Origin of the sequence: Streptomyces palmae (assembly GCF_004684805.1) — a bacterium.
Lineage (GTDB): Bacteria > Actinomycetota > Actinomycetes > Streptomycetales > Streptomycetaceae > Streptomyces > Streptomyces palmae.
In genome coordinates this window covers 1-6475 of the sequence record NZ_SRID01000382.1, presented here as the reverse complement: position 1 = coordinate 6475, position 6475 = coordinate 1, and the positions used below count along the sequence as shown (strand labels likewise).

The 6475-nt window shown below is 72.0% G+C and carries 4 protein-coding genes and 1 pseudogene; 1 reads left to right on the top strand and 4 read right to left on the bottom strand.

Annotated elements, in window-relative coordinates:
- Positions 1-432: 432 nt before the first annotated feature.
- From E4099_RS27215 to E4099_RS27205, 3 genes and pseudogenes are all read right to left on the bottom strand, one after another.
- A pseudogene (locus E4099_RS27215) lies at positions 433-1678 on the bottom strand (vWA domain-containing protein).
- Positions 1679-1797: 119 nt separating this feature from the next.
- On the bottom strand, positions 1798-3102 hold the full coding sequence (locus tag E4099_RS27210) for an AAA family ATPase (RefSeq protein ID WP_135341774.1): 1305 nt from the start codon (positions 3100-3102) through the stop codon (positions 1798-1800).
- A 110-nt stretch (positions 3103-3212) separates the two neighbouring features.
- Positions 3213-4673 (bottom strand): hypothetical protein, encoded by a 1461-nt coding sequence (locus tag E4099_RS27205; RefSeq protein ID WP_135341773.1) that lies wholly within the window; start codon positions 4671-4673, stop codon positions 3213-3215.
- Positions 4674-4937: 264 nt separating this feature from the next.
- Between E4099_RS27205 and E4099_RS27200 the strand changes: the two genes are divergently transcribed.
- Positions 4938-5285, top strand: a complete 348-nt coding sequence (locus tag E4099_RS27200; RefSeq protein WP_135341776.1) for a hypothetical protein — start codon at positions 4938-4940, stop codon at positions 5283-5285.
- 241 nt (positions 5286-5526) lie between these two features.
- On the opposite strand, the gene E4099_RS27195 is transcribed toward E4099_RS27200, so the two are convergent.
- Positions 5527-6408 carry a hypothetical protein gene (locus E4099_RS27195; RefSeq protein WP_245245207.1) on the bottom strand — a complete coding sequence of 294 codons (882 nt, stop codon included), beginning with the start codon at positions 6406-6408 and terminating at the stop codon, positions 5527-5529.
- Positions 6409-6475: the final 67 nt, after the last annotated feature.

The window sequence follows — 6475 nt, the reverse complement described above, 5'->3', positions numbered from 1 at the left end:
GCAGGGCCGGGGGGGCCGGGGGGGCCGGGCTTTCCCGGCGGGCAGGTCCGCGGGCAGTCGCCCTTTCCGCTGTTGCCGTCAATGCCGCTGGCCATCGCCTGGGCAGTCGAGGCGGCTCCCGTCAGCAGCACCGCAGCCAGAACCGGTACGGCAGTACGCCCTAGAAGGGTCGTGTTTTTCCGTCTCATTCCGTCCTCCGTGAACTGTTCGGCTGCCGGCTTCTCACTTGTGCATCGAGTATATGTAAATACGGATGAATCGTTAGGAAATGCTCGGGTGTGGCGCATCATCATGTTCAAGCGGTTTCTCCGATATGAGACACCTTTGGGGTCGCCCGGGATCGGGGGAGGCCGACACGCCGAGGTTCACACGGTCCCGAAAGTCCCTCGACCCGTGTGTGGACGGCGGAGCGTGTGACACCGCCGCGCTTTCTCAGCCGATGGCGACGACACGCGCCCACGGTGGCGGGGAGTCCGGGACGTAGTCGGGATCCTCCTCATCCACGGCCAGGGAAGGACGGGGGAAGAGACCGACGACCGTGCGACAGGGAGGCTGCGAGGAGGGCCACGGTGTCTGGCCGTCCGTCAGGGCGACGATCACGTCCGGGCGCCGCTGGGAGCGGAGTGCCTGGGCGAAGCCGGAGCGCAGATCCGTTCCCCCGCCGCCGAGCAGTTCGATGTTCTCGGCGCGGCAGAGCGGGACGGCGACCCCGGCCGCCGCGTCGCAGGAGATCACCGAGACCAGGTCGCGCCGCCCGCCCACCGCCCGCGAGATCGCCGCCACCTCCAGCAGCGCGCTGCCCAGCTCGGCATCGCTCACCGACCCTGAGGTGTCGATCACCACGCAGACCAGGGGCGGCGTACGGCGCAGGCTCGGCAGCAGCACCCCCGGGACACCGGCCGAGCGCCGAGACGGACGCCGGTAGCTGTGGTTCTCGCCCGCCCCCGGCGCGGCCGCCGCGGAGCGGACCGCCGCCCCCAGCAACTGCCGCCACGGCTGCGGCGGATGGAACGCCTCGTCCGCCCATCGGCGCCATCCTTCCGGGGCGCCGCCCGGTCGGCCCTTGATCCCCTCCGCGACCCGGAAGCGGACCGCGTCCCGCTGCTGCCTGCTGAGCCGGTGCGCCCCGTCGGGCCCCAGCTCCCAGGGCCGGTCCTGCCCGTCGGCACCGCTGCCGCAGTCCAGCCAGGCCAGGTCCGCCGCGAGCCCGGACATCGAGGCCGTCCGCAGGTACTCCTCCATCAGCAGCCCGTCGGGCAGACGCAGCAGGGACGGCAGCGCCGCACCGGCAGGCAGGGGAAGACCGTCACCGTAGATGTCGTCGTTGATCTCGAAGTCGGCGGCGATGTTCCGGCGCAGCCTCGCCCAGCCTTCGCCCGGGGAGCCCCCCCGTCTCGCTTCGCTCGCCCGGCCCGTGCTCCTCGTGCTCCCGCGCGTACCGCTCGCCCCGCCCGTGGTGGTCCCGGAGCAGATGGGAGACCTCGTGCACCCACACACCCGCCAGCTCCTCCACCGGGGTGCGCGCCACGAAGCCGGGGGAGACATAGCAGCGCCAGTACGCGTCCACCGCCATCGTCGGCACCGACCGGTCCTCCACCACGTGCAGTGCGAAGAGCGCGTCGGCCAGGTAGGGGCGGACCTTCACCGCGTGCAGGCGGGCGGCCAGCAACTTCTCCATGTCCAGCGGGAGACCGGGCGGGTGGAGCGGACCGCCGGAGTCGGCCGGTGGCCCCGGCACCGCGGGCCGCAGCCGGCGCGGCGGCGCGGGCCGGGGGATCGGGCGCTTGGCGGCCCCCGTCATCGGCACGCCTCCGCCGCACGCCCGGCCTCGGCCGCCGCCGCCCGCGCCACCGACCGGTCCGCCCGCCGGGCGAGACCGACCACCCCGGCCAGCCGCTCCACCGCCTCGGGTACCTCCCAGTCGTCGCGCCGCAGCGCGGCCAGCGCCGTGGCCGGGGCGACCAGCAGATCAGGGGGGCCGGTCTCCAGCGCCCGGACCAGCACCGCCCAGCCCGCCTCCCACCGCTCCCGCTCCGGCCGCGCCCCGACGGCCGCCACCACCGCCTCCAGCGCGGCCTGACGTAGATCGCCCCGCACCGGCAGCTCGGCGGAGGCCGGATCGGCCAGCAGCGACTCCGGGTTCGGCAGGTCCATCCGGTCCAGATGGGCGAGGAGTTCGAGCCCCGGACCGTCCCCCACCGCACCCCGTACCAGCAGCGCCAGCACCTCCCGGGATACGGAGGCCGCCGTGCCGAAGGCCAGCAGGGTCAACGCGGCCTCCCAGCTCCGGGGCGAGGGCCAGGCGCCACCGCGCCGTGTCTCGGTGCTCGGCAGCCGGTGGATCAGCGTCGGCCGGGCTTCCAGGAAGCCGCAGACCGCGCGCCGGGCGAAGGCCACCGCCTCCGGCAGCCGCTCCGGCGCCAGCCGGGGCAGTTCCGCCCGGGGCCAGACCCCGCCCAGTCCGCGCACCACCACCTCCCGGTCGTGCACCCAGTGCAGATGCACGAACCGGTTGGCCAGCGGCGGGCTCAGCTCCCACCCGTCCGCCGCCGACGCGCGCGGATTGGCAGCGGCCACGATCCGTACCCCCGGCGGTAGTTGCAGCGCACCGACCCTGCGCTCCAGGACGACCCGGAGCAGCGCGGCCTGGACGGCCGGGGTGGCGGTGGAGAGCTCGTCCAGGAAGAGCAGCCCCCGCCCGGCCGCCACGAGCTCCACGGCCCACTGCGGCGGTGCCATCGGCACCCCTCGCACCGCGGGGTCGTCGCCGACGATGGGCAGCCCGGAGAAGTCGGACGGCTCGTGGACGCTGGCGATCACGGTTGTCAGCGGCAGGTCGAGTGAGGCGGCGAGCTGCGTCAGGGCCGCGGTCTTCCCGATGCCCGGCTCGCCCCAGAGCAGTACGGGCAGGTCGGCCGCGACGGCCAGGGTGAGCGCTTCGAGCTGCTCGTCGGGGCGTTGCTCGGTGGTGGTCGTCCGCAGCAGGGCCAGGAGGCTGTCGGCGAGGGCGAGGTGGGTGCCGGTCCCGGACGTGCCGGCGGGAGTGGGCGCGGGGGCACCGGCAGCCGGGACCGGGGTGGGCAGGAGGGCGGCGCGGGTCATGGGCATCACCTGAGCTGGAATGAGGGGACGAGACAGCCCGTCCCGGACGTCATGGAGGCGTGCGGTGCTGATTGCGCGGTAGGGGAAGGAGGCTTCGGTGGGGGAGCCGGTCAGCGGATCAGGCCGGTCCGCGGCCGGGCCAGGTTGCTCCGCTTGGGGCGTACAGCGAGCGGTGTACGGCGATTGAGCCGGGGACGGCGGCCCGTCTCGGAGGCCGCATCGGCACCTGGATGCATGGCGACCAGCCCAGAGCGGAAGAGCCCGTGGTCGATGCGCTGGGCCGCGGCTGACTCCAGTACCTCCCGCAGCGGCCCGTCACGCAGCATCGCACCGGGACCGAGCAGCCCCTCGACCACGGCCAGCGCCCCGGCGACGTCACCGTGTCCGAGCCGCTCCCGCACCGCGGGCAGTGCCTCCGGGGTGCGGTGCACCGCGTCGATCGCCCGCAGACAGGGCAGCGCCGGCCCGCCGAGCGCCACCAGCAGCTCCTCGCGGCGCAGTTGGGCCGGGTCGTGATCGATCGCGGTCAGCACCCCGTCCCGCAGCGCGATCCGGTGGACCTCGCCCCGGCACTCCACTCGGTGCGGATCGCCGGGGCCGGGGCCGGGGTCAGGGCCGGCCACCGGCGCGGAGCCGGACGCCGCCAGTGCCATGGCGACGAGCGGATGCAGCCGCTCAGCCGCGACCAGCCCGGCCAGCAGCAGTTCCAGATCCGGAAGGACCCGGGTCGCCGCCTCAGGTAGCACCGGAAGCGCCGCGACCTCCTGCCGCGGCAGGGCCTCCCGCAGCGGCCGGAAGGTCGGGGCATGGCTGTCGTCGGGGGCGAGGAGTTCGAGCACGGCACGGCCCCGCGCGCCGAGCCGCACGGTGAAGGCCCCGCGAGGCCGCCCCTCGGCCCGCAACAGCAACTCCGCCTCGGCGGCCCAACGCGCCACTGCCCACGGGGAATCACCGACACTGGGCCCATCCGGCGGGCCTGGTCTGCCGGGTGGGTGGGGCCGGTCGGGTGGCGCCACGGGCAGTGCCCTTCCCGCGCCGCACCGCAGCGCCAGTTCGCCGCTCCGGCCCGAATCCCAGAGATGCCGGTGCAGGTCGAGCCGGAAACGCCGGTCGGGATGCGGGTGCGGGTAGTGCCGGGGAGCGCCCTTCCCGGACCCCTCCCACAGAGCCAGCGACATCCGCTGCCCGGCGTCCGCCCACGCCGGCGGTGTCCGCACCACCAACTGCAGCGGCGTGGCGCCGGAACTCCGATAACGGGCCAGAGAGACGGTGAGGCCGGGCCGGAGCCGCCCGTCGGGGGCGATCCGGGGCATGTGCCAGCGAAGCAGATCCGGCGCCAGCCGACGCAGATCCGCACGCAGGCGAGTGACCAGATCAGTGCCGTGGCGGTCGCGCACGGCGCGCAGATCGAGATCGACGTCGATCCGGGCGGCGGCGCAGGCCCCCGCCCAGTCACCGACCGCACGCCGTGCGGTCGCGATCTCGATCATGGACTGTGGCACGGCGTACTCGCGCACGCGCTGCCACATCGACAAGTGGGCGGGAATGTCATTCGCGAAGTGATGTGCCATCAGCACTCACCTTGCGCGAATGATTCCCCCAATCCGTACGAGGAGAAGTTCATCATCTCCGGCATCGTAACCACACCGAAGGTCATCTGTCAGTCCGCCGAGACCGCACGCCGTCGGGCATCGACATCCCTCAGCCCCACAGGCTCGGGCTGGCTCCTTCGCCACGGCATGGCTCTCCACACGCGGCATCCGATCACAGCACCAGACGGAACATGAGTACGACTACTCATGTACCCCGCCGCCAGGAATGGTTGGTTGGGAAGCGTGATCGAGGAACCATTTGCCCGTACTCCGAAGGCCTGGGTCGCACCGCTGGTCTCCACCCTCCTGACCGTGCCCGCGATGCTGATCTCCTACCTGTATGTGACGCTCTCTCCCATGGTCTGTGACTCCTGCACCGATGCTGTGAGCAAGCGCTTCGATTCGAGCTTCGCCACCGCCTACCCGGTGTTCCAGGTCGGTCTCCTGGTGCCGATGGCCCTGCTGGTCACCGCATGGGTTCTGCCCTGGCAGCAGCGGTTCAGCGACCGTCGCAAGCTCGCCGCGAGGTCCGCGCCGCTGAGCCTGCTGGTGCTCGGGCTGGTGTTCGCAAGCATGGTCGACTGGCCGTAGTGACGACCACCGAGCCGGCCGCCACCCTCAGCGTCCGGCTGGTGTCATTGCCGCGCCAGTGGCGCGATCGCCGGTCGGAACGTGGCAGGAGGGAGACGGTTCGCACCGACCCCCGCCCGCGCCACCCGCCTCCTGCGCGCCCTGCCCGCCCTGACGAACGTCGAAGTCGGCCGCTGAGCACGGGCTTATGCGCTGCCGCATCGTGTCGGCGCGGGGGTGAGCCAGAGTCACTTGATGTGACCTATATGCCCATCACGTACCACTGCCGGGGCGATGCGCCATGCAGGTACAGGTGCCGGCCTCGCCCGACAGGGCGTGCGTACCGCTTGAGGGGTGCGCCGTTGGGGAGGGTGAGGCGGGCTTCCTCTATCAGCAGGGCCTCGTGCTCGGTCATGCGGCAACGGTGCAGGCGGTCTGGCTGCCGGTTGCCCCCGAGTGTGACGATCTGATCCTTGTGCACGGCCATGCCCACAGGAGCGACCACAGGGGTCGTACGGAGGCGAATCCGTCCGTTGGTACGGGCCTCAAGCAGTGGGAAGGTCGGGTAGTAGCTGGCCCACGCGACGCCGTCGTCGACATTGAAGGCATAGACCGTGTCGATGTACTCGATGCCCTTCGGAGGCGCGTAATCCCACTGGTGGTTGCCGCCGCTGTCCCAGCGCACCAGGCCGGCGGCGCTGATCGGGTCGACGTACACGCCTTCGTCGAAGTAGGCACTCCACACATGGTGTCGCCGGTCCGCCATCAGGTACTCGACCGCACGCCCCATCGCGAAGCTTCGGCGGCGTCGGCCGTCAGCGCCGTATATCTGGGCATTGTGCTTCCCTGCGTCACCATAGCCCTCCAGGACGAATCGGCCATTGGGCAATGCGTCCAACTGGGTCACGCGCAAGCTCACTCCACGCAGGAACTGCTCCTGGATGGCGCCTTCGCTGTCGATGACAAGAAGGGCGTCGTAGGGCCGGGTGCGTGGCTGGGGGTAGGGCCTGCCGTGCGAACGGGGACGGAGTTCCGCATCGGGACAGATCAACCAGAGCGCTCGGCCCCAGGCGTCCACTGTGGTGGCCAGGACCTTCCGGTGGTCGTACTGCCGAGGCAGCAGTGCGTGGGGACGCAGTGCCACCTTCCTCAAGAAATCACCTCACGGGCGAATGAACACGACTCGCCCATGATCGCATCCCCCCGGCCAC

What these genes read in the sequence shown, in the direction of transcription:
- E4099_RS27210 (WP_135341774.1), bottom strand. Translation starts at nt 3,102, where the DNA reads ATGACCCGCGCCGCCCTCCTGCCCACCCCGGTCCCGGCTGCCGGTGCC.
- E4099_RS27205 (WP_135341773.1), bottom strand. Translation starts at nt 4,673, where the DNA reads ATGGCACATCACTTCGCGAATGACATTCCCGCCCACTTGTCGATGTGG.